This window comes from Streptomyces lancefieldiae (genome assembly GCF_031845825.1).
Lineage (GTDB): Bacteria > Actinomycetota > Actinomycetes > Streptomycetales > Streptomycetaceae > Streptomyces > Streptomyces lancefieldiae.
On sequence record NZ_JAVRFH010000240.1, the window covers coordinates 1 to 959 of the forward strand.

Consider the following 959-nt stretch of genomic DNA (forward strand, 5'->3'; position numbering starts at 1 on the left):
CCGGGCTGCGGTGACTACGCGATCCTGGCCGCGGTACAGGGCTTCATGCCCCAGCTCGGCCTGGCGAAGGAGAACATCGTCTTCGTCTCCGGCATCGGCTGCTCCTCCCGCTTCCCGTACTACATGAACACCTACGGGATGCACTCCATCCACGGCCGCGCCCCCGCCATCGCCACCGGACTCGCCACCTCCCGCCGCGACCTGTCCGTCTGGGTCGTCACCGGCGACGGCGACGCCCTCTCCATCGGCGGCAACCACCTCATCCACGCCCTGCGCCGCAACGTCAACCTCAAGATCCTCCTCTTCAACAACCGGATCTACGGCCTGACCAAGGGCCAGTACTCCCCCACCTCCGAAATCGGCAAGATCACCAAGTCGACCCCCATGGGCTCGCTCGACGCACCCTTCAACCCCGTCTCCCTCGCCATCGGCGCCGAAGCCTCCTTCGTCGCCCGCACCGTCGACTCCGACCGCAAACACCTCACCGAGGTCCTGCGCCAGGCCGCCGAACACCCGGGCACCGCCCTGATCGAGATCTACCAGAACTGCAACATCTTCAACGACGGCGCCTTCGACGCCCTCAAGGACCGGGAACAGGCCGAGGAGGCGGTGATCCGCCTGGAGCACGGGAAGCCGATCCGTTTCGGGGCCGGCGGTGCCAAGGGCGTCGTCCGCGACCGGCACACCGGCGACCTCGAGGTCGTCACCGTCACCGCCGACAACGAGGCCGACATCCTCGTCCACGACGCCCACGCCGCCTCCCCGACCACCGCCTTCGCCCTCTCCCGCCTCGCCGACCCCGACACCCTCCACCACACCCCCATCGGCGTGCTGCGCTCCGTCGACCGGCCCGTCTACGACACCCTCATGTCCGACCAGCTCGACACCGCCGTCGAACGCAACGGCAAGGGCGACCTCGCCACACTCCTCGCCGGCGGCGACACCTGGACCGTCGTCGG

1 protein-coding gene is annotated in these 959 nt (G+C 68.9%); it reads left to right on the plus strand.

The window, feature by feature from the left end; translation table 11 throughout:
* Positions 1 to 959, plus strand: a 959-nt coding sequence (locus RM812_RS41870) for a 2-oxoacid:ferredoxin oxidoreductase subunit beta (protein WP_311586223.1), incomplete at both ends; no start/stop codon positions are given.